Annotated in this window: 22 protein-coding genes and 1 pseudogene; 5 read left to right on the top strand and 18 right to left on the bottom strand. The window is 59.0% G+C overall.

Features of this window, described 5'->3' with window-relative positions:
* The first annotated feature begins 363 nt into the window (after nt 1-363).
* From C8D77_RS29835 to C8D77_RS29815, 4 genes are read left to right on the top strand one after another with little or no spacing between them, the layout of a single operon-like run.
* The gene (locus tag C8D77_RS29835; protein WP_109670998.1) at nt 364-750 is read left to right on the top strand and encodes a hypothetical protein; all 387 of its coding nucleotides are present in this window, start codon (nt 364-366) and stop codon (nt 748-750) included.
* Nucleotides 747-1967 (top strand): Nramp family divalent metal transporter, encoded by a 1221-nt coding sequence (locus C8D77_RS29830; RefSeq protein ID WP_109670995.1) that lies wholly within the window; start codon nt 747-749, stop codon nt 1965-1967. Before C8D77_RS29835 ends, C8D77_RS29830 begins: the two co-directional genes overlap by 4 nt.
* Nucleotides 1967-2326 (top strand): hypothetical protein, encoded by a 360-nt coding sequence (locus tag C8D77_RS29825; protein ID WP_109670993.1) that lies wholly within the window; start codon nt 1967-1969, stop codon nt 2324-2326. Before C8D77_RS29830 ends, C8D77_RS29825 begins: the two co-directional genes overlap by 1 nt.
* Nucleotide 2327: 1 nt before the next feature.
* Entirely contained in the window at nt 2328-3611 is a 1284-nt protein-coding gene (locus tag C8D77_RS29815; RefSeq protein ID WP_425453768.1) for a c-type cytochrome, read from the top strand.
* A gap of 42 nt (nt 3612-3653) precedes the next feature.
* On the opposite strand, the gene C8D77_RS29810 is transcribed toward C8D77_RS29815, so the two are convergent.
* The 18 genes and pseudogenes from C8D77_RS29810 to C8D77_RS29705 form a co-directional block, all read right to left on the bottom strand.
* Nucleotides 3654-4070, bottom strand: a complete 417-nt coding sequence (locus tag C8D77_RS29810; RefSeq protein ID WP_109670990.1) for a c-type cytochrome — start codon at nt 4068-4070, stop codon at nt 3654-3656.
* The gene (locus tag C8D77_RS29805; RefSeq protein WP_109670987.1) at nt 4063-4941 is read right to left on the bottom strand and encodes a cytochrome c oxidase assembly protein; all 879 of its coding nucleotides are present in this window, start codon (nt 4939-4941) and stop codon (nt 4063-4065) included. The genes C8D77_RS29810 and C8D77_RS29805 overlap by 8 nt, the downstream gene beginning before the upstream one ends.
* Nucleotides 4929-5279 carry a hypothetical protein gene (locus C8D77_RS29800; protein ID WP_127373119.1) on the bottom strand — a complete coding sequence of 117 codons (351 nt, stop codon included), beginning with the start codon at nt 5277-5279 and terminating at the stop codon, nt 4929-4931. Before C8D77_RS29800 ends, C8D77_RS29805 begins: the two co-directional genes overlap by 13 nt.
* Nucleotides 5234-5836, bottom strand: coding sequence for a cytochrome c oxidase subunit 3 (locus C8D77_RS29795; protein ID WP_109670982.1), 603 nt, complete (start codon nt 5834-5836; stop codon nt 5234-5236). The genes C8D77_RS29800 and C8D77_RS29795 overlap by 46 nt, the downstream gene beginning before the upstream one ends.
* Entirely contained in the window at nt 5833-7743 is a 1911-nt protein-coding gene (gene ctaD / locus C8D77_RS29790) for a cytochrome c oxidase subunit I (RefSeq protein WP_109670980.1), read from the bottom strand. Before ctaD ends, C8D77_RS29795 begins: the two co-directional genes overlap by 4 nt.
* On the bottom strand, nt 7740-8726 hold the full coding sequence (gene coxB / locus C8D77_RS29785) for a cytochrome c oxidase subunit II (protein ID WP_245462993.1): 987 nt from the start codon (nt 8724-8726) through the stop codon (nt 7740-7742). Before coxB ends, ctaD begins: the two co-directional genes overlap by 4 nt.
* The gene (locus C8D77_RS29780; RefSeq protein ID WP_109670977.1) at nt 8723-9343 is read right to left on the bottom strand and encodes a c-type cytochrome; all 621 of its coding nucleotides are present in this window, start codon (nt 9341-9343) and stop codon (nt 8723-8725) included. The genes coxB and C8D77_RS29780 overlap by 4 nt, the downstream gene beginning before the upstream one ends.
* A gap of 4 nt (nt 9344-9347) precedes the next feature.
* Nucleotides 9348-11738 carry an FdhF/YdeP family oxidoreductase gene (locus tag C8D77_RS29775; protein ID WP_109670974.1) on the bottom strand — a complete coding sequence of 797 codons (2391 nt, stop codon included), beginning with the start codon at nt 11736-11738 and terminating at the stop codon, nt 9348-9350.
* A gap of 501 nt (nt 11739-12239) precedes the next feature.
* Nucleotides 12240-12521: a hypothetical protein gene (locus C8D77_RS29770; RefSeq protein WP_109670972.1), complete on the bottom strand. Its 282-nt coding sequence runs from the start codon at nt 12519-12521 to the stop codon at nt 12240-12242.
* Nucleotides 12522-12845: 324 nt separating this feature from the next.
* Nucleotides 12846-13043 (bottom strand): DUF3606 domain-containing protein, encoded by a 198-nt coding sequence (locus C8D77_RS29765; protein WP_109670969.1) that lies wholly within the window; start codon nt 13041-13043, stop codon nt 12846-12848.
* Between the two features lie 243 nt (nt 13044-13286).
* Entirely contained in the window at nt 13287-13472 is a 186-nt protein-coding gene (locus tag C8D77_RS29760; protein WP_109670967.1) for a hypothetical protein, read from the bottom strand.
* 120 nt (nt 13473-13592) lie between these two features.
* Nucleotides 13593-13789 (bottom strand): annotated as a pseudogene (locus C8D77_RS38485) (hypothetical protein).
* Nucleotides 13790-13854: 65 nt separating this feature from the next.
* Entirely contained in the window at nt 13855-13992 is a 138-nt protein-coding gene (locus C8D77_RS29750; RefSeq protein ID WP_245462994.1) for a hypothetical protein, read from the bottom strand.
* A 906-nt stretch (nt 13993-14898) separates the two neighbouring features.
* Nucleotides 14899-15234 (bottom strand): DUF982 domain-containing protein, encoded by a 336-nt coding sequence (locus C8D77_RS29735; RefSeq protein WP_245951914.1) that lies wholly within the window; start codon nt 15232-15234, stop codon nt 14899-14901.
* Nucleotides 15235-15917: 683 nt separating this feature from the next.
* A complete protein-coding gene (locus C8D77_RS29730; protein WP_109670962.1) occupies nt 15918-16220 on the bottom strand; it encodes a hypothetical protein in 303 nt (100 codons plus the stop codon).
* 73 nt (nt 16221-16293) lie between these two features.
* Nucleotides 16294-16587 (bottom strand): helix-turn-helix domain-containing protein, encoded by a 294-nt coding sequence (locus tag C8D77_RS29725; protein ID WP_109670960.1) that lies wholly within the window; start codon nt 16585-16587, stop codon nt 16294-16296.
* A 1150-nt stretch (nt 16588-17737) separates the two neighbouring features.
* A complete protein-coding gene (locus tag C8D77_RS29710; RefSeq protein WP_164548593.1) occupies nt 17738-17947 on the bottom strand; it encodes a hypothetical protein in 210 nt (69 codons plus the stop codon).
* A 75-nt stretch (nt 17948-18022) separates the two neighbouring features.
* On the bottom strand, nt 18023-18322 hold the full coding sequence (locus tag C8D77_RS29705) for a DUF1236 domain-containing protein (RefSeq protein ID WP_109670956.1): 300 nt from the start codon (nt 18320-18322) through the stop codon (nt 18023-18025).
* 575 nt (nt 18323-18897) lie between these two features.
* On the opposite strand from C8D77_RS29705, the gene C8D77_RS37350 reads away from it, so the two are divergent.
* Nucleotides 18898-19101 (top strand): hypothetical protein, encoded by a 204-nt coding sequence (locus C8D77_RS37350; protein WP_126067737.1) that lies wholly within the window; start codon nt 18898-18900, stop codon nt 19099-19101.
* The last annotated feature ends 120 nt before the right edge of the window (nt 19102-19221 follow it).

Genomic DNA, 19221 nt, shown 5'->3' with positions numbered 1-19221 from the left:
GAAAGGAACACGCAATGGAGTTGTTGTTTCTTCACGACTTGGCCTCAGGCCGAAGCGACGGACTGCACCCCGAACTTTTGCGCCTTTTCAGACAACGGGCTGCTCTGTCGGCATCAACCGTTGTCGAGTTGCACCCAGGTGAGGCCCGCCGTGCGCAGGGCGATCCCAATCCTCCTCGGATAACAGATCGGGCGTCGCCCGGTGATGTAATCCGTTTTCCCAGAAGGCCGAAATCCACACTCCGGAATCCCTGATGTTGGCACCTGACACACAGACCGGCTGGATCATGGTTGCGCGGCCATGCAGCGAAGCCTAGTCAAAGACGTTGCCGATCGGCTTTGGCGCTCCTGTCTTTTATCGACCATGGTCGCTTTGGCCGCCTGTTCTTCTTCCGAACACGTCGCCCAGCAATCAAAAATCGCGGCGTCGGCTTCGCAGACGGCAGCCATGGTCTTGGACGCCTGGGCCGCCGGGGATGCCCCTTCATTTTATGCATCGGCCACACTGCAATCAACAGCCGAGACGCTTGCCGCCGCCGGTCGGCAGATGCAGTCTGACAATTCACCTCAATCCTCCGAAGCGCGCGGTGTCATGACCGTGATCGGCCGGCTGTCGGCGGCGGCAAGGCGGGCCCAGGCCGGGGTGGAGGCGGGCAACCCACGGCAGGTGAGCCAGGCACGGCAAGACCTTGGGACGGCCGCGAAGGACCTCGCCGCCCTCAATGCCAGATATGTCGCGCCGAGATCATGAAGAAGCTGCTTGAAATCTCTCTTGGCATCGTCACCAGCGTTGGCGGCTTCCTCGAGGTCGGATCGATGGCCACAGCCGCCCAAGCCGGGGCGACTTTCGGCTTCCAGCTGATCTGGGCGATCCTCCTTGGCACCATCTGCATCATCTTCCTGGTCGAGATGGCTGGCCGGTTCGCTGCCGTCAGCGGCCACACGATCGCCGACGGGATCCGCGAGAGGTTCGGCTTCAATGCCTTCCTGTGGCCGTTGTTGGCCACCTTGCTGGTCAATTTCATGGTGATGTCGGCAGAGATCGGCGGCGTTTCCATCGCGGCCGAACTTGCGACAGGGATAGGCTTCCAATGGTGGGCGCTCCCTGTGGCGTTTCTGGCGTGGCTGTTTCTATGGAAAGGCACCTTCGGTTTTATCGAGAAGGGGGTGGCGATCCTCGGTCTCGTCACGCTTTGCTTCGTGGTCGGCGCGGTGATGCTTGAGCCGGATTGGCGACAGGTGGCTGCAGGCGCGGTGCCCAGCCTGCCGGGGCATGACGCGGCAAGCTACTGGTTTATGGCCGTCAGCATTCTGGGTGCATCGATATCGCCCTACCTTTTCATGTTTTATTCGTCGGGCGCTGTCGAGGACCACTGGGACAAGACCTATCTCGGCACCAATCGCGCCATTGCGGGCCTTGGCATGAGTTTCGGCGGCACCATCTCGCTCGGCGTGTTGATCGTCGCCGCACTTGTGCTCGGCGCGCACGGCATTAATCAGGTCAATGACTATCACCAACTGCCCCTGATGCTGATCCCGATATTCGGTTTCTGGGGCTTTGTTCTGCTTGTCGCTTCGCTTGCTATAGCCTGCTTCGGCGCGACCCTAGAAATCGGCCTTCAGCAGGCATATCTCGTCGCACAGGGCTTTGGATGGACGTGGGGCGAGGATTTGAAACCCCGCAATGATCCCGCCTTCTGCGGTGTCTATACGCTATCATTGCTGCTGACGGCCATCCCGATCGCACTCGGCCTCGACCCGCTGAAGCTTACAATCTTCTCCATGGCCGTGACGGCCGCCAGCCTGCCTCTGACGGTGGTCCCGTTCCTCATTCTGCTCAACGATGAGCGCTATGTCGGTGAGCACGGCAATGGCATGATTTCGAACGCCGCGGTGATCCTTATCGTCGCGCTTGGCTTCGTCCTTGCCGTGGTGAGCATTCCCTTGCAGATACTGGGAGGTTCGTGATGGATTTGCTGCGCGATCTCCTGGACAAGCAGGTGCTTGACCGCAAGCAGGTCAAGATCGGCAAGGTGGACGGATTGGTGGCCGAGTTGAGGCAAGGCAAGCCGCCAAGGGTCGTCGCGGTCGAGCTCGGCTCGATCACGCTGGCGCGGCGTCTTGGTTCGCGGCCGGGACGCTTGATGGCATGGCTTGCGGCAAGGTTTGGAGGCGAACGTCATGCCGAACCGCACCGGATAGCGTGGAACAAGGTGCGCAATATCGGCGTCGACGTCGAGGTTGACGTTGACGTGCGCCGGACAGGGATCTTCGATTGGCAAGACTGGCTGCGCGACCGCGTCATAGGCCGCATTCCGGGAGCCTGACATGGACACAGTCAATCTCGAACATCTTGCCGGACGACGGGTGCTCTCGCTACGCGGCAAAAGCGTCGGTCACATTGAAGAGATACGAGCAGAACAGGACGGTGACGATATGGTTGTCACCGAATTCCACGTCGGCATTTTCGCTGCTTTCGAGCGCCTCTCCGCCTTGGCGCTCGGCACCGCGGTTCTCGATTTCTTTCACCTGCGCCACCGCGACTGCCTGTACCGCATTCCCTGGGACAAGATCGATATCTCGGATCCAGTCAGACCGCGGTTGCGATGCACCCTTGAGCAGCTTTCTCAGATGAAGGGTGGATTTGAAAGCAAGCGCGGGGCGAAATCGTCCAAGGGCCTGGGGATCGCCAGGTGGAGCACCGTGTTGAGATTTGCTCTTGCGGTTTTCCTGTGTGCAGCCGCCGTTTGCGCGGTCTTGTGGTACATGACAGCGGCGAGGCCCCCGTTTGGGGAACAGGATCGGCAATTTGAAGGTCCGGGCAATGTCGCGCACGGCAAGCTCGTCTTCGCTGCAGGTGATTGTGCTTCCTGTCACGCAACACCGGGACAGCCCGACCGCCTGAGGCTTGGCGGCGGCATGGCGATCGCTTCACCATTCGGGACCTTTCGGCCCCCCAACATTTCCCCCGATGCGGTAGATGGTATCGGCGGATGGACTGTCACTGACCTGGCGAACGCCTTGATCGGCGGCGTGTCGCCCAAGCGTGATCATTACTATCCCGCTTTTCCCTACACGAGCTTTACCAGCATAAAGCCCGACGACGTGAAGGATCTTTACGCGTATCTCAAGACACTTCCGAAGGTGTCTGGCCGTGTACCGCCGCCCGATCCTGCACTGCTGTTCAGCATCCGACGGTCTGTCGGGATTTGGAAACTGCTGTTTTTTCGGCAACGATCAACCGCAGCCCGCTTCGATGGAGATCCTTTGCATGATCGTGGCGCTTACCTCGTCGAGACCATTTCACACTGCGCCGAGTGCCATTCGACCCGCAACGCCTTTGGCGCCATCAAACCCGGCACTCGTTTTGCCGGTGGCATCGATCCCCAAGGCACGGGATTTGTGCCGAATATTACCCAGGACAGGCTGCGCGGATGGACCGAGAATGACATCGCCAGGATGCTCAAAACGGGAGAGACGCCCAACCACGGTCGTGTCGGATCGTCGATGTCCGATGTGGTGACAAATACGGCAATGCTGCCTGACAGTGATCGCCAGGCGATTGCGCGCTACATCAAAGGTCTGCCACCCATAGCCACCCCGCGCCCTTGAAGCGGTGTTTCGCCGGGGATTGCGAAAGCCAATATCAGGAATCTACTGGGCGTACAGATACGCGGCAAGGTCTTTGGCTTCCTCTCGCGAAATGCCGGTCGCCGGCATCGCCGTCTGTGGGGAAAAACTCCGGGGCGAAACAATCCATGTGACAAGGTTGTCGGAATTGTTTTCCAGCACGCCCGCTATGTACACACGCTTTGACAACCCGGCCAGCGGCGCACCGGTCTGGCCGTCAGCTCCCGGTATGCCGGGAATGGTGTGGCAACCGGAGCAGCCGTACCGGCGGAAAATTGCTGGAGCCCGACCGGGATCGCCGCCGGTGATCGTTTTGGCCACCGCTGCTTTGGTGTGGTTGTCGCCCGCGACGTTGGCCGCGACGAAGGCGGCTGATGCCGCGGCGAGGACAATACCAATCACGGCGGCAAGGCCAATGGCGGGCGCGAGCGGCTCAGGCATTTTGCGCCCTTCCTTCACTCGCGCCGTGGATCCAGAGCGCCAGCATCGTCATCGCCGCCGCCGCATAGATCGTGCCGGCAGGCACCCACATGATGATCCCGGCCATCTGCTGGTCTTCCAGCGGCGTCAACCCCCAGCCCATAGCGGTCCGGGTCTGAGCCACGTAGAGCACGCGCGGAGCCAGCGCCATCAAAGCACCCAGAACGCTGGTGTGGATCATGGTCGCGAACAGATGCCAGGCTGAGGTGCCATAACCGCTTCGCCAAACAATCGCCCACCAGAACAATATCGCTGTCGCAAAGAAGCTGAGATGCTGGAGGCGATGCAGAGCCGTGTTGGTCACGGCCGCGTCAAACAACGCCGGCACGTGCCAGGCCCAGATGGCCAAGCCATGAATGATGGTTGCATTGGTGGCGCTCGTACACCTTTTCCATGGCCCGCCTATCATGGGCGAACGCATCAGCGACCCCGCGATGCGCCGGGATTTCCCCGGTAGCGCCCAGAGCAGGATGCCAGCCGGGCGCGCCAGCACGATCAGGGGCGCCGACACAACCATGACGATCTCGTGCTCGATCATATGAAAGGTAAAAAGGTGCTCGCCTAGCCAGTGAAGCGGCGAGAGCAGCGCGCAACCCAATGTCAGCATGCCACAGCAGTACAGCAAGGCGCGGAAGAGCATGCTGCCTGGCCTTCTGCTTCGCGATGCCAGCCTTATGACGCCTACGCCATAGAGGGCAACAAGGATGGCAAAGGGTGCTACGATCCACGGATCAAAGGTCCAGGGATAGCCCGCAGGATGTGCATCTTCGCCGTGTGCCATCGCCGGGGCAGCTATCAAAAACGAGGTCAGTGTGCAGATCAGCGTTGGCATGGGTCCAGCAGCACCGTTGCCGCTCCCTGCAATGACAGCGCAAAAACAAACGCCAGCGCGACCAGAAAGCCCGCATCGGCAATGAACCGTTCGGACTTGGCCGTTCCCGTTGAAAGCAGTCGTGATATCACGACGCCAGCAACCGAAACGAGGAGCAGGATGCCGCAAGACACCGCTGTCCACTGGCCATTCCGTTGGCAATCGATGTAGGGCGCGATCTGACCGAACTGGGTGCTGAGCGCCCAGGCGAGGAGCGGCAGGATAAGGGCTGTGTATCGAAGCCAAATGTTCGTCATAGCCTTGGAACCCAATAGAGGCAGGCATACATCGGCAACCACGTCGCCACCACAAAGTTCCAGTACATCGTGTTGTCGCTGACATCTCCGTACCGCCGCGCGTTGTCGCCGTGCCGTGAAAACATCAGGCAAGTCAGCACCAACGTCTCGACCAGATCGGTCAGAATATGCGTCGTGTGCAGGCCGAGCATGACCCACACGATCGAGCCGTAGGCGTTTTGGTCCCACTTGATATGCATTGCCGGAAACTCGAAGACCCGCAGGATCAGCGGCGCCATGCCGAGCAGGGACATGACGATGAGGCCGATACGGACCTTCAGCAAATCTTGGCTACGTGCCCAGCGGGCGAGGAAAATGTTGGGAACAAGGCTTGCTATCAAGAGAGCTGTCAGGATCGTCCCGGCGAGCAGATCAGGCGGTGCGGCATCCAGAGGCCAATGTGGTGCCAAGCTCATGAGATAAAGGTAGACAACGATCGAAAGCGCAAAGCCCGTGCCTTCAATGAGCATAAAGGCAAGCGTTCCCCACCAGGACACGCTCGCGGTGCCGAGGCCGTGAGAGGGAAGGTCTGTCAGGTCGAGCGTGGCGCTATCTTTCATGACTCATCCTCCGGCACGCCCTTTGGCCAGAACCAGCCGATGAGTGCGATCGCCACTGGTATCGAACCCCAGACAACTGCCCACGGCGTGAATATCGACCAGATCAGCGTCGCGGTGGTGGCAAGCGCTGCCCATAGCGGCCAGATCGAATCTCCGGCCGACGATTCTCGCGCTTCCGGAATCGCTTCGACCACACTGCTGACCAACAGTTCTCGACGGTCGACGCGCAGGCCCGTCGCAACGGGAAGGGCAGTCGATTGGTCTGACAAGGCTTCAAGGCTGCCGATCACCGGCAGGCGGGCGAAATTGTACGGTGGCGGCGGCGACGAGGTCGCCCATTCAAGCGTCGAGGCCCCCCACGGGTTGGACGACGCGGCGGCGCCTGACCTGGCACTGCGTATCACGTCGATGAAAAACAGCAGGAAACCGAGGGCGAGGATGCTCGCGCTGAGGCTGATGAACAGGTTCAGCGCCGACCATGGCATCTCGGGCTGGTATGTGTAGACGCGACGCGGCATGCCGCGCAGACCGAGAATATGCATGGGGAAAAAAGTCAGGTTGAAGCCGGCAAAGATGAGGCCGAACACCCAACGGCCGACTGTCTCGCTCATCATCCGTCCCGTGAGCTTAGGGAACCAGTAATAGATCGCGCCGAGCAAAGGAAAAACCGCGCCGCCGACAAGGACATAGTGGAAGTGAGCGACGACGAAATAGGTGTCGTGGACTTGTGTGTCGAACGGCACGGACGCCACCATAACGCCGGTCAGGCCGCCAACGACGAACGTGACCATGAAGCCGATGACAAACAGGAACGGCGTCTTGAAGATCGGCTTGCCTGCCCACATCGTCGCCAGCCAGCAGAATATCTGCAGTCCCGCAGGAACCGCGATCGCCATGCTCGAGGCCGTGAAGAAGCTCTCTCCAAGCCTGGGAAGGCCTGCGACGAACATATGATGGACCCAAAGTCCAAACGCCAGAACGCCCGTAGCGATCAGGGCCATCACCATGGCCAGATAGCCAAACACGGGGCGCCGCGTGAACGTCGCGACGATCGTCGACACCATCCCCACCGCTGGTAGAAAGATGATGTAAACCTCGGGGTGTCCGAAGAACCAGAACAAATGCTGCCACAGCAGCACATCGCCACCTTCAGCGGGATTGAACAGATGCGTTTCGACCAGCCGGTCGAGTATAAGGGACGTGCTGGCGATCATGATCGCCGGCATTGCCAGGATGACGAGAAACGACGTGACCAGCATCGACCATACGAACAATGGGATCCGATCGAGTGACATCCCCGGTGCGCGTTGCTTGAAGACGGTCACGACGATCTCGACGGCGACGGCGAGCGCCGAAACCTCTGTGAAGGTGATCATCTGCGCCCAGATGTCGGCTCGCTTTCCCGCCGCATATTGAGGCCCCGACAGCGGGACATAGGCGAACCAACCGATATCCGGTCCGGTGTCGAGCACGAAGGCGATCCACAACAGCAAACCGCCGGCGAGATACATCCAGTAGGAGAACGCATTGAGGCGCGGGAAAGCGATGTTTCGCGTTCCCACCATCAAGGGCACGAGGTAGACGGCCATTGCCTGCATGACAGGCACGGCAAAAAGGAACATCATGTTTGTGCCGTGCACGGTAAAAATCTGGTTGTAACGATCGGGCCCGATGAAGCGGGCTTCGGGTTGCGCCAGTTGCAGCCGCATCAGCAGGGCCAGCAACCCGCCCAGTGCCAGGAAGACAAAGGCCGTGCTGATGTAGCGCCGGCCGATGATTTTATGGTCGACCGACGACAGCGCGCCCCAGAGGCCCGGCGGTGTCGACCAGACCGACGCAAGGCGGTGATCGAGTTCACCATCGTTGAACCCGGTGTCTCGCGAGTCGGTGCTATCTCTGCCCGTCATTTCAGGCTCTCCATATAGGCGGAGATATTCTGGAGCTCGGCGCTGGTCAGCGGGACCATAGGCATGTTGTTTCCGGGCTTGAGTGTCTGAGGATCGGCAATCCAGGCGGCGAGCGAACCGCGCGTGGTTTCCGCCAGTCCGGCGGCGATCGTCAGCCGGCTGCCAATATGGGTAAGATCCGGTCCGGTCGTGCCATTGGCGGCAGTGCCCCGGATCGTGTGGCAGGCAGCACAGGGCTTTGCCAGGAAGGCCCCTCGTCCTGCGGCCGCATCCGGATCGGCCGGCATCGTCGCATCACCACGCTGCGACGCCGCCCAGCGGTCATAGTCCGCCGGCGCCTCGGCGACGACCATGATCGCCATGTGGCTGTGCTGCAGGCCGCAGAACTCGGCGCATTGTCCCCGGTAGACGCCCGGCTTTTCGGCTCGTAGCAGCATACTGTTGGAGCGACCTGGAACAAGATCCTGCTTTCCCGCAAGGCTGGGCACCCAGAACGAATGAATGACATCGGCGCTTTCAAGCCGCAGATGAACATCTGTCCCGATGGGAATGTGAATTTCATTGGCAGTCTGAAAGCCGGGCGTTGCGTCGGCACCGGCATAAAAGACCTGCCACCACCATTGTTGTCCCCGCACAGTGATTGTCAGGGCATCGCTTTTCGGGACGCCGATGTCCCGGGTGGTATAGAAACTTGCGATCGTCAGGCCAGCTATGATGATTACGGTGGCCGCGACAGCGGCAACCACCGTCATTGCCAGCCATGCCTCGGACTTCGCGGTATCGGCCGCGGCGCGGGGACCCCGTAGAAGCGCGACGCCAAGCATGACCATCACCACGACCCAGATCACCGTGCAAATGGCGACTATGCCGATGATCAGGTGCTCCATATGAATCGCGGGAGCGCCGTGCGGATCAAGTGCTGACTGATTGCCGCTGCAGCCCGACGCGACGGCACTGATCAGAAGGGCGCTGGCCACCCTCAAGGCGACGGTCCTTGGTCTGGATGCGCGCCGAGCGGTCCCTCGTCAAACAGGATTATCGCCGGGCCGCGATTCTCGGCCGGCCGGGTGTGTTCGTTATCATTGCGACTGGGCGCGGCGATCTTCGGCGTATAGGAACCGATTGTCTGGACATATCCTGCGAGCTGCCAGATCTGCTCGATTGTCATCCGGCTGCGAAATGCAGGCATGCCATGCGGGCGGCCATCGCGGATGGACGCGACGATGGAAACCATTTCCGGGCCATAAAGCCACCAGCCGTCGAGGAAGCTGGGCCCGGCCCCGCCGCGACCATCACCATGACATGTCGCGCAATCGAACCAGGTGTAGAGACGCTTGCCCTGGCTCAAATTGTAAGCGTCTGTTTCATACGGCTTGCCCAGTGCAAAATAACTCTCAGGCGGTGTTCCGCTGATGCCATTGGGCATGCGACGGAACTGGTCGAGGTCGGCAACAGCCGGCGGATCGAGGCGAAGCTCTCTGGGTTGCCGAAGCCAACCGAGCAGAGCGCCAACGCCAATAAGGAGTAGAAGCGCGCCAGCTACGAACGCCGGCGCGGGATTTGCGATGGTCCTTTCTGTCAAGCGGTTCTGTGCCCCCATGGGGTCAACCATCTGGAGTTGCGTGCGATCGGCTAAGGCGGACTGGCAAAAGCTTGTATGACGGCGTCTTCGACTTCGGGTCGTGATGCGCCAATGGAAAGAGCGGATTGGTTTCGGGAAAATACGCCCCGCAGCAGCCCTTCGCGATGTTGTAGGAAACGATCCTCAGGCCAGTCACCTTGCGGACGAAATTGTCGTCGATGGCCGTAGTCACATCAACAATTTCGCCATCTGCGAAGCCTAGCCGGACGATGTCTTCCCCGTTCATGAACACAATCCGGCGCGTGCCTTCAACGCCGCGAAAACGGTCGCTGTAGCCGTAGATCGTGGTGTTGAACTGATCGTTCGATCGCAGCGTCGCAAGGTGCAGAACGTCGGTTCTGCCCGAGGTGGAAAATTCGGGAAAGAGCTTGCCTGGCGTAATGAAATTCGCTTTCCCGCTTTGCGTCACCCATTTTCGCTCGCGTGCCGGCAACGGCCTGGCGAACCCGCCAGGCTTGAAAAGCCGCTTGTTGAAATCCTTGAAGGTTTCCGGGTACGTCCGTTCTATGGCGTCGCGGATTTCCGCATAGTTGCCGACCCAGGCATCCCATGGAACCCTGGTCTTCCCAAGCGTCGCCTTGGCTATGCCGGCGACGATCGCCGGTTCCGACAGAAGGGTTGCACTTACGGGTTTTGTTTTTCCGCGAGAACCATGGAAGTGGGCAATGGAGCTTTCTATCGACACGGCCTGTGGACCAGTCGCCTGCTCGTCCATCTCGATACGGCCGAGGCAGGGCAGCAGATAGGCGATTTCGCCATGCAAGACATGGCTGCGGTTGAGCTTTGTCGCGATCTGCACGTTCAGACGCAGCTTGCGCCATCCCGCTTCCATAGCGGTGGTCTCTGGCACCGCCTTCAGGAAGTTACCGCCAAGGCTGATAAAGGCCCGGGATTGGCCGTTGATGATTGCATCGCAGGTCTCGACCGTCGAGCGGCCGGTCCAGCGGGGCGGTTCAAATCCATAAAGCTCGGACAATTTGTCCAGCGGCGCCAGCCCCGGCTTTTCCGTGATCCCGACAGTGCGCTGTCCCTGAACGTTGGAATGGCCGCGGACGGCGCAGATATTCGCTCCCGGCTTGCCGATATTGCCGCGCAACAGCGCGAGGTTGCAAACCATATGGACGTTCTGGACGCCCATGAGGTGTTGCGTCAGACCCATGCCGTAGACCATCAGCACGGCATCGGATTTGGCGTAGATGGCCGCCGCCTTCATCATCTGATCGCGGCTGAGTCCGGAGACCCGCTCCAGCTCATCCCACTGGTGAGCTCGTGCAGCTAAAGCAAACTCCTCGTATCCGGCGGTATGCTCCTTGATGAAATCATGGTCGAGCACATGCTTTTTGTCGGCCGAGGCAATCGAGGCCGCGAATGCGACCATTGCCGCATTATCCGGATCTTTCGGCTTGCCGTCCTCTCCCGCTACGCGGCTGGTGCCCGATGCTTTGAGGGCGTCGTCGGCTTCGATGAGCGCCTTGCAGACACCGAACAGGGCGGCGATATCGCCGCCATTTTTGACCTGATAATATTCCGTCGAGATCTTTGTCTCTCTGCCGGTCAGCATCTGAACCGGCGACTGCGGATTGACGAAGCGCTCCAGCCCCCGTTCGTGAAGCAAGTTGAAGGTGACGATCTTCACGCCGCGGTCGACCGCGTCCTGGAGGTCGTGTAGCAGGCGCGGGGAAGACGTTCCTACGTTTTGGGCGATGTAGAAAATACAGTCGGTGTTTTCGAAGTCCGACAAAATAGCTGTACCGACAGAGGCGCCGATACTTTCCGGAAGTGCCACTGACGAGCTTTCGTGGCACATGTTGGAACTGTCGGGTAAATTGTTGCTGCCGTACATGCGGGCAAACAACTGGTACATATAGCTCGCCTCAAGGGATGCACGGCCCGAGGTGTAAAGGTCGACCTGATGAGGATCGAGCGCGCCCAGCTCCCTGCCGATCTCATCGAAAGCTTCCGCCCATCCCACCGGAAGATACTTGTCGCTAATCGCATCCCAGCGCATGGGATGGGTTAACCGGCCCTGTTCCTCCAGATCGTGATCTGGCCAGAGCTCCAGCTCGCTTAGCGTGTGCTTTTCGAAGAACGCGGGGTCAGCCCGACGGGAAGTGATTTCCCAAGCCGTCGCCTTTGCCCCGTTTTCGCAGAATTCGAGCGGATGCGGTTGCGCCGGTTTTGCCCAGGCACAACTGACGCACATATATCCTTCAGGCTTATTCTGAACCGAAAGCAGCTTTGGCGCCTTCAGAGGGACGTGCTCTCTTGCGATGATCCCCGCCACGGATTTCGCTGAGCCCCAGCCGCCGACCGGTCCGCTGTACGGTTTGATGGTGGCCGGCCTGGTTTTCATCTGGTCTCACCCTATCGACGCGATGCCTGCCGACGTATTGCACTATCCAGGTCACGGATCAGTCTGTCGCCGGTACATAGCAACTTGGAATCTGGCGCGCGGTTCCACGAAGGTTCGTGGCTTCGTTCGAGGTCGCTTCTCGGCAGTCGGCACGACCAAATCCGACCTCTGGCCGATGTGCAGGGGAAGGGCATAGCGCGCCGCTCGTTCAAGACGATCTAGAGGTGCGAGCGTCGCACCGCATATGCGAGATCAGCGAGATGCGCGAATCCCCAGCAGGCATATCCCGCAAGCAACCAGGTAGCCAAGAACGAACTGACTTCGTCAATTCGCGCTGACACGGCTTTGAGACGGTACGGACGTCAGCGCCAAGCTGGCCCGCTCAGGGAGGGCGTTTGTGTTCCTCGCGAAAAAAGGCCCGTGCCAAAGGAACGGGCTCCAGATCAGGCTTGGGAACTACGCCTTTAGAGCGTTCGTGTCCGGCGCCACAGGAGGTTATTTTCAGCCGCCCATCTTCTTCGCCATGGCGCAGAAGTCCGCGTGCGACTTGTTGAGCGTGGTGTCGCCGCAGTCTTTCAGCACCGCCTTTTTTTCATCCGGTTTCATGGCCATCCATGCGGTCTTGAAATCCGCTTCCGACCTCAAGGTTTTCATGCCGGCATCGGTGAAGAACGGCGACATCGTTGCCGGATCGTCAAGTGCGGATGTGTTACCAGCAGCCAGCGCTGAGCCCGTCATCATTGCGAGCGCCATCGCGCCCATCGTGAGCATTTTGGTGTTCATTTCAATTTCCTCCGTCTAGGTCATTCAAACCGCGCAAAAACGCGTGACCTGGAGGAAAAAACGTCCGCCTCTGAACTCGGTTCCCGCATGTCGCTTATTCCTTTCATCTATCGACGGCCGTCGGCTTTTTCGGCACCCAATGCGGCTTCTCGACACACTCACGACGTAGGTTTGTGGCCGGCTTGTCGGTCATCTCTTCGCCTGATCGATAAAAGCCCGCGCCACGGAGGGACCAAGACGCGGGCCGGCTGATGAGTTTAACCACCAGCCTTTCGCCGGATGCCAGTGACAACATCCGAGCATGAACTCAACTATTCGAAACAGCTAACGTTCCGCATGCGGTGCTGGTCGGCCGTATTGCCTGTCATCATCTTTCAAACCCTGCGCAGCTTCGATCACGGCCTTGCGGCTGTTGCCGTGTTTTAGGATCAACTCCCAAGTCAGGTCCGGAGACAAACCGTTCTCCGAGGCGAAATACTCGACGTGATGATCGTGAATAGCATCGTCCCTGTCGCCGGCCATTTGAGCTCCGCTCCGCAGTCTAATGCTCCCGTCGGGATCGGTCCAGGGGATGCTTGGGTGAAGCGGCCGCACCAGCCATTGCGGGTCAGTGTTTTGGGATCTCTCCCAGCAATGCCAAAGCTAAATGCATATTAGCATAGCAACAGATCAACTAAGACTGAAGTCTCTAGGTCCCTGAACCGAACGTCGGATTCCAGTCGCGATTGCGCCTGTCCACATCGCGCCGTCGGCGGGCAATTTCGTCTAGTTCTCCGCATGGCTAAAAACGACAGTGCCGTTTTCCTTGCGAATTTCAACGGACACGATTCCATCGTCGCCCTTCCGGGTCTGAAACAGGGAGATTGCATGATCCTTTGCCGCTTTCTCGGCGTGGAATATTTCCTTGTCGACGATGCCCTGTCGTCCATACCAGATGACAGTAAAAGCCATATTCGTCGTCCCTTCGCGGCAGCCACCAAGGGAAATGGTATGGCGGTTGGGACGGAAAGTCACACAATGAAAACAAACGGCTTTGCGGGGTGCAGTGGACGCTCCCGTGGGGGCAACGGATCACACCGGCCACTGCGGGAGCGTTGATTGTCCCCGCACGGCTTTCAACAACACGCCATGCAAGACACGCGTCTTGCCGATAGTGGTCGCAATGCGGCGATCTGAAGGGCTTGATGATGCTCAAGTGCAGCGCTTCCGCCGCCGCCAGAAAGCGCTCGATTTCAGCATACCTGCCTGGAAGGTTTCGATGTGGCTATGGCAGCCGTATGAGGGGGATCGCCGCAACGGGAGAATTATATTCCTCGCCTACCGCCTGGCAAGGTCAGCGCAAGTCCCGCATGATGAACTGATAGATTTGGCCAATTTCTTCATCAATCTCCTGGCCTGGGATGCCTTGGGCTTCGGCCGCCCTTTTTGCATCAACAGCCATCTCAATCACCATCAGAACCGGGTCGACCATCGGAGCGTCCGGTAGGTGGTCCGATATCCAATGGTAGAGAAATTCACTCCCGCGTTTGCTCATTCTACCCTGAAATCCTGCAGTGAAGCGTGCCGGAGGTCTTCCTCGCCGCGGAGGTGCCACACACGGCCGATCAGCCCCGGCTTACCCATTGCGTCGCGGGCCGCTTCAGGCCCTTTGGCGGCGGCCCTGCGTGCTCTTATACGCGCTTCCAAAGCCGATCTCGGACAGCGCGTTTGGAATTCCCAGTCATTCGAGGCGGGACGAACTTCAAATGCATGCATACCGGACTCACAAGCCAGGATTCAATCAGCTTGCGCTAAAATAGTTCCGGAACATTTTAGACGAATTGAATGTTTGGCGGAGATGACGGTGCTATGACCTTAAACCACCCATCCCTGGCAAGCGGCACGGTGGCGAGCCGGCCGACGAGGATGACAACTTCTATACCGGTCCGATTTCCGGTCAGCAGGTCGACATGCACGACCTGCGCCAAGTCATTTGGCACGAGCGGCCAAAGCATAAGCTTGCTGGTGGATTAGGCGAAGATGCGCTCTCAAGCGAAGCGGCAGCGCTTGGTTCATCTCCCGTGGGTCAGTGCAAGGTAGATAGCGGGCACCAACATCAACCGGCCCCCATTGCTAGAACCACCAAAATAGCCATGCGCTCAGTACCCCTAACAAGTTCGGCAAATGTTTTCCCCGTCGGTCAAAGGGTCGGCGTCCAGCAATCTAGGCGCGTGATCATGGTTGTCATTTGCGGGGTGGCTCACGCCACTCTCATTCGATCTCTGGACCATTGCTATTGTTCACCAAATAGTACCGGCCTGATCTCGGCGGGGTGAGCCGAGAACAGACCGGGCGCAAACACCTAGATCGCGGCAGCGGGCTTGTTTGGAATTGAGGCTCAGGCCTCGAGGTCCTTTGTCACATTGTTCAACATCCTCAACGCCGAACTTTTGCTTGTCGGCTGCAGAAGGCGCTGCTCGATCGCAGCGGCTTTGAATGCCGCGAAGGCGATGGCCGGGTTGCATGTGCCGTCCTTTGCCGCGGCGATCAACCGGCAAGCATCCCGGTGAACCGCCGCTCGCTTGTTTGGCCACTGTCCCAGAAGCGCCTGTTCCGCTTCACAGATCGAAGAGACCGATATAGATTTATCATCCAACAACCTGATTTGAAGCGGTGAGAAAGCGCCCATCGCACGGCCTGCTGCATAGAGAGCTGCATAACGCGCCGATAGCATTTTGGTTTCGGCGCCCCGCTTTCCGTTATTCCTGAGCCGCGGACCGCTCTGGAACATCTTCCACTAGACGCCGTTGATGGCCCAGATCGAGATACCCATTCGATCATCCGTCGTGACCCTTCGGTGACGGGCTTCCTTCGTTTCGGAAGACCTCCACCTAAACCGCCTCCCGTTGATGAAGTCGGCGCGGCGATCATCATCACAGCCCCGTCAATTCATTCAACCGGGGCGAGGAGCTATACGACGACAAAGGGGTTGGCATTGCGATCTCCACAAAAGGCCTGGCGAAGCATTGGCCAAACAAGGCAATACGCGCGAACGCTGTTGCGTCTGGGCACGTATGGACACCATTGCAGGTCGCGGGCGGTTGTCGAAGTTCAGTCAAGACACGCGGTCGCACAGGACAGCCTGCGGAACTTGCGCCGTTTCTCCCAAAGGACAGGTGCTGCCGTTGCGGGCGAGAGTCTAGAGGTGGAACATTAGTGTTCTCTAACGGTTCTATGTTGGCGATACCAAATCCACATGGTGGGTACAGCAATGGCAGCGTTGGCGTTTGAGACGGTCTATTTTTTCGGCCTGACCGGGGACGGCCTGTCAGGAGGGGTCGTTTCGCTTGTGGCGTGCACGCTGCTTTTCAATGCTATGGCGAAGGATCGCTCAAACCCATAGGTGCGCCGGGGCAGTTAGTCTACCTTGTCACGCAGCGGCTTACTGCCTTTTGGCCTTCGGAACTTCCTCAATAGCCGGACAGAATTGGCATCGACCGTGATACGGCCAAGCGCCTGCACTGTCACACGGCCTGTGTCGTCATCGACGTGCACGACCTCACCTTCGAACCGGATCTTGTCGCCTGGCTTGGCCTCGGGGTCGATGATCGAACAGGGGAAAGTGGCGGTGGGGAAATGCAGGGCCACCCGCTCCTCGATGCGCTTGCCCACAGTGGCAACGATCGCCACCTTGTCACCAATATTGATTTCCCGCGCCATGTATAGGATTCTGGCGCTGCCCTTCGGTTCGTCAAGGGGTTGCTAATGCACGGCTTTCGAGGGGCCTTTGCCTTTATGCTTTTCTCTGCCGGCGGCGCCACATTCTATTGTCGGTGGCGAGACCGCTATCACCTTCAGGGCGGGCTAGCGATGGAGCGCCTTCGATGGTGAAGATAATTCCGGCGTCCTCAAACGCTTGGCGCATGGCCGCGATGTTGGGGGGACGCGGTTTCCTAAAGCCGTTCTCAAAATCGCTGATCGTCATTTCGCTGAGATTGGCCTTTCCGGCAAAGCGCACTCGCGACCAGTTCAGCAGGGCACGTGCTGCTCTTGATTGATCTGCTGAGAGTAGGTTTCGGCTGTCCATAAGAGTTGAACATTCGATATAGCTAAAATGTTCCCTCGACCTATCATCATTGCCGCATGATGGCCGCTGCAGTGCATGCGGCTGGCCACCGGCAGGCGCCAGAACGCGCGGGACGCTTAGGCAGCGGTAAAATCGGCACAGCCATCTTTGCCGTACCGTGGCTGGAAAGCGCCGCCAAAGGGTATGAAGCGGCCAGCGACCCATTGGGTAAAGCCGGGCATCATCGGCCATGAGAGGCACTTGCGCGGCAAGGAATCATCCAAGGGTTGCGCCAAGGTGGCTACAGTCACGAAGTGCGGCGACCTACGCCTCAGCCGGTCCTATTTGCAACCTTTGAAGGACGAAGTGACCTGATCGCCTCCAGCAGTTGGCGTTCATTGGTATGAGCATTGCGAAAAATCCCGACAACCATCGACGCTATAACTTCAGCATCTCGGCCTAAGGGGTCCAGGTCTTCGTCTGCGCAAACCTGGTCGAACACACGCTGGCAAATTGCCATATCGTGAGGACTTAGGCAGGCTCTAACGGTACGGCGGTCCCGCATAACCTGAAGCCTCCGACCTGTCCACACTACAGTAGCAGGCCTTAGGACCGGAGGGAGTGAAAGTTCCGGTCCCTGACGCAAAATAACGTTCGGTGGTTGAGCGATGTTCCCGGCAGACCGGATTGGTTGATTTCGTACAATATCTTCATATAGCCGCGAGAATCAGGCGAATGCCGTTCGAGTCTTGGCAGCAGCTTGATATCAAGCGTCTCCGCAGGTCGGGTTGAGTGCCAGTCCTCACTGCAGCCGTGGTCACGGGATCGACCGGCATAAGGATGACCATCCGGACTCTAGGTTCAGACCAAAGCGGTCGGCCAATTAGAAACAACGCAATTGCCAGCAGGCGCGCCAAGAAGGCGGCGGTCTGGACATTCGCGATGATCTCGCCGAACTGCATGCTGCTCTCCCGACAATTGGGTGCCCGCCACATCACAAGGAGGTGGCGGGCACCCAATCAACCGGCGATGAAGGGACTTTCTTCGCCGGTTCCCGGTCAATGCAGATGGAATGCATTAGGTTTCGATGCGCGGACCTTTGCGCCTCTCGATTGGACGTTGGTCGGTACAGCCACGAGGAACGCCGGCTCAGGCTAGTCGGCGTGCTCGCTTAGGTCTGCTGCTGATTGGGATCGACAAGAAACGATGCCGCGATCAGGTCGTCGCCATCGATCTGGCCGTGACCGTCATCCATTATTGATGCGACCTTTTGAAAGGTTTTCATTTCGGCCGCCGTTATCCGCGCTTTCCGCATTCTGGTTTGCAGATCAGCCAGGCGGACCACGAGGGCATGCGACGCTTCGAGTTCAATGTTCATCATATCTCGTCCTGATAGATGGAGCTTGGCATGCGCAACCCGCCGCTGGCTGGCGGCGGGTTGGGGACATTCCATAGGTCAGTCGTAAACCTTGACGATCTTGCGGGTGCCGGGATCCACAAGAACCGTCCGGTTGTCGATTACGACGTAGCGGTATTTGACATTGGGAACTTCATGAAGCTCGACTGTGTCGGGGAGTGCTGTGCCGACATTGAGTTCCACGCCGGGAACCTTCAGCGATGCTAGGGGCTGCTTCTTCACATACTCATGGATGACGGTATCCTGTTCGGGCGTGATGACCACGTCCTGAGCAGCAACGGCGCCAGCACCGGCGAAAAGCAACAACGCGGCAGCGGCGCCCGTAAGACGTATTTTCATGATTTTCTCCTTTGCAAAACTGCCCGGACGAATTCGTCGCCCGTCAGTCCAATCGAACTTTGGAGGACAGCAAACGTTCCCGGGATTGGGCTTCGGTCGGAGCCGGTTTGGGACTAAGGTCTGGTCACGGATACGCGGTGCCTGATGTGATCTGACCCTCCTCGCCCAATGCACAACCGAGCAAAAAAATCCCCACCGCTTGATGCCGGCCCCTCCGCCACGATGGCAGAGCCGGTAAGGTTGGCGCCGTCCCGGCAACGTTTGGGCCACGGGACGATTTTGGCCCGGCCATCAGGGGTTTATGCTAGGACCCACAAGCGCCCGGCTGTTCTTGGAACCGGTGCGCGACGGAGCCGAAGACCAGGTTTCTCAACCCTCTTTCGCCGGGGCGCAATCTCTTGACCGACGGGCCGGGCAGCCTCTCGGCGTCTGGCGATTGTCCCGCTCGCGCCTATGTGGCCGAACTGAGGACTTGTATCTGCTTCCTCGCTCGGAAATTTCTACTAAACATTCCCGACCCAGCAGGGAACCCTTTTTCGGCTAGTGAATTAGGGGAAGGACTCGGGGATAACGTGATGACAAAGCACGACAAGGCCGGTCATAAAACCGTCGCTGACTCTCTTCGAGAGTTGATACGCGACGCGGACAATCGTCATCACGTACAGAAGCACTTCAGGCTGTCGGTCGAACCCGAGCTGTCGCCGACGCTAGCCTTACTACTTTTTGCCATCGATCAGGCTCAGCAGGGGAAGCCTTCGGTGGACCAGTGGGATTCATAACCCCAGACCTGTACGGTTTTTACCATCAATTGAACCGGGGGTGTATCGGCTCACAATAGCAGCAGCAGTAGCTTGGGAACGTCCTGGGAGAACCTGGATGAGTATCGCTGGGCGGGGAGC

The sequence above is a fragment of the Mesorhizobium loti genome (genome assembly GCF_003148495.1).
Classification (GTDB): Bacteria; Pseudomonadota; Alphaproteobacteria; order Rhizobiales; family Rhizobiaceae; genus Mesorhizobium; species Mesorhizobium loti.
Note: the sequence above shows the minus strand (reverse complement) of the source record. Positions and strands in the feature narration are given on the sequence as shown.

Bases quoted from the DNA above. Each gene is read 5' to 3' on its own strand.
- C8D77_RS29825 (WP_109670993.1), top strand. From the start codon at position 1,967: ATGGATTTGCTGCGCGATCTCCTGGACAAGCAGGTGCTTGACCGCAAG.
- C8D77_RS37350 (WP_126067737.1), top strand. From the start codon at position 18,898: ATGACAAAGCACGACAAGGCCGGTCATAAAACCGTCGCTGACTCTCTT.
- C8D77_RS29710 (WP_164548593.1), bottom strand. From the start codon at position 17,947: ATGATGAACATTGAACTCGAAGCGTCGCATGCCCTCGTGGTCCGCCTG.
- C8D77_RS29815 (WP_425453768.1), top strand. From the start codon at position 2,328: ATGGACACAGTCAATCTCGAACATCTTGCCGGACGACGGGTGCTCTCG.
- C8D77_RS29795 (WP_109670982.1), bottom strand. From the start codon at position 5,836: ATGAAAGATAGCGCCACGCTCGACCTGACAGACCTTCCCTCTCACGGC.
- C8D77_RS29805 (WP_109670987.1), bottom strand. From the start codon at position 4,941: ATGCCAACGCTGATCTGCACACTGACCTCGTTTTTGATAGCTGCCCCG.
- C8D77_RS29835 (WP_109670998.1), top strand. From the start codon at position 364: ATGGTCGCTTTGGCCGCCTGTTCTTCTTCCGAACACGTCGCCCAGCAA.
- C8D77_RS29705 (WP_109670956.1), bottom strand. From the start codon at position 18,322: ATGAAAATACGTCTTACGGGCGCCGCTGCCGCGTTGTTGCTTTTCGCC.
- C8D77_RS29780 (WP_109670977.1), bottom strand. From the start codon at position 9,343: ATGGGGGCACAGAACCGCTTGACAGAAAGGACCATCGCAAATCCCGCG.
- C8D77_RS29750 (WP_245462994.1), bottom strand. From the start codon at position 13,992: ATGGTCGACCCGGTTCTGATGGTGATTGAGATGGCTGTTGATGCAAAA.
- ctaD (WP_109670980.1), bottom strand. From the start codon at position 7,743: ATGACGGGCAGAGATAGCACCGACTCGCGAGACACCGGGTTCAACGAT.
- C8D77_RS29760 (WP_109670967.1), bottom strand. From the start codon at position 13,472: ATGGCTTTTACTGTCATCTGGTATGGACGACAGGGCATCGTCGACAAG.
- C8D77_RS29770 (WP_109670972.1), bottom strand. From the start codon at position 12,521: ATGAACACCAAAATGCTCACGATGGGCGCGATGGCGCTCGCAATGATG.
- C8D77_RS29775 (WP_109670974.1), bottom strand. From the start codon at position 11,738: ATGAAAACCAGGCCGGCCACCATCAAACCGTACAGCGGACCGGTCGGC.
- C8D77_RS29735 (WP_245951914.1), bottom strand. From the start codon at position 15,234: ATGCTATCGGCGCGTTATGCAGCTCTCTATGCAGCAGGCCGTGCGATG.
- C8D77_RS29725 (WP_109670960.1), bottom strand. From the start codon at position 16,587: ATGGACAGCCGAAACCTACTCTCAGCAGATCAATCAAGAGCAGCACGT.
- C8D77_RS29830 (WP_109670995.1), top strand. From the start codon at position 747: ATGAAGAAGCTGCTTGAAATCTCTCTTGGCATCGTCACCAGCGTTGGC.
- C8D77_RS29765 (WP_109670969.1), bottom strand. From the start codon at position 13,043: ATGGCCGGCGACAGGGACGATGCTATTCACGATCATCACGTCGAGTAT.
- C8D77_RS29730 (WP_109670962.1), bottom strand. From the start codon at position 16,220: ATGGCGCGGGAAATCAATATTGGTGACAAGGTGGCGATCGTTGCCACT.
- C8D77_RS29810 (WP_109670990.1), bottom strand. From the start codon at position 4,070: ATGCCTGAGCCGCTCGCGCCCGCCATTGGCCTTGCCGCCGTGATTGGT.